The sequence below is a fragment of the Salinispora sp. H7-4 genome (genome assembly GCF_013416675.1).
GTDB classification, from domain to species: domain Bacteria; phylum Actinomycetota; class Actinomycetes; order Mycobacteriales; family Micromonosporaceae; genus Micromonospora; species Micromonospora vitiensis.
The window spans coordinates 1,103-2,091 of sequence record NZ_JABZED010000012.1; the positions used below are offsets into that span (position 1 = coordinate 1,103).

A 989-nucleotide genomic window follows, 5' to 3' on the forward strand; every position below is an offset into this window, starting at 1 on the left:
CACCACCGGTGAAACCATCACCCGCACCAGCCTCGGCCTCATCAAAGAAGACGAACGCTACGACCTCACCATCAAACTCCGCGACCACAACGGCGAACCCACCAGCTCACGCCTGGCGATCACATCCGCCAATTCGCTCCCCATGTTCTTCGATATTGACGGCGAGGAGACGCTACGCCTTTCGCCCGGGACCTACACCGTTTACGGCGAGTTGAACATTCCGGGTGAACAGGCTGACTCCCTCGGCTTCGCCCTGCTGGTCTCCCCAGGGATCGAACTCGACAAACCAACCGAGGTAACGCTGGACGCCAGCCAGGCCCGACTACTCGACACCACCACCCCCCAACGCACCGAAAACCGACAGCGCAAACTCGAATACGTCGTCGACTACCCCGAGGCCAGCCCTTTCCGCTACGCCTACAAAATTCCGGACAGGTATGACGACCTGTACGTCCTACCGACCGAGAAGACCACCGGGAACGCTTTCGCCATGGCAGCGAAGTGGCGCAAGGGTGCACCGGTCCTGAGCCTGCGCGCCCTCGGCATACTCCCCATCGACGCCGTCGTCCAACCCGGCAGCACCATCACCACCGGCACCCAATGGCTACGCCCCATCCACGCCGGCACCGGCACCCCCGAGGACTACGCCAACCTCGACGCCGACGGCAAAATCGCCGTCATCACCCGCAGCGACGACATCAGCGCAGCCGACCAGGCCGCCGCCGCAGCCACCGCCGGAGCCGCACTCCTCCTGATCGTCAACGACAACCCCGGAATCCTCCACGAAAATGTCGGCGAATCACCCATCCCGGTGGCCAGCATCCACCGCGACATCGGAAACATCCTGATCACACTCGCCAAACACGGCATACCCCCACTGAAGGTCGACCAGGAGCAGTACGCCGACACCATCTACGACCTGGTCCAGGTCTGGCGGGACCAGGTGCCCGACCAGCCCCTCACCTACCACCCCAGCCACCACGACCTGG

At 63.6% G+C, this 989-nt stretch carries 1 protein-coding gene; it reads left to right on the forward strand.

Features of this window, described 5'->3' with window-relative positions; translation table 11 throughout:
* Positions 1-989 (forward strand): PA domain-containing protein (locus H0524_RS24650; protein WP_309225070.1); only part of this gene is annotated, 989 nt, incomplete at both ends.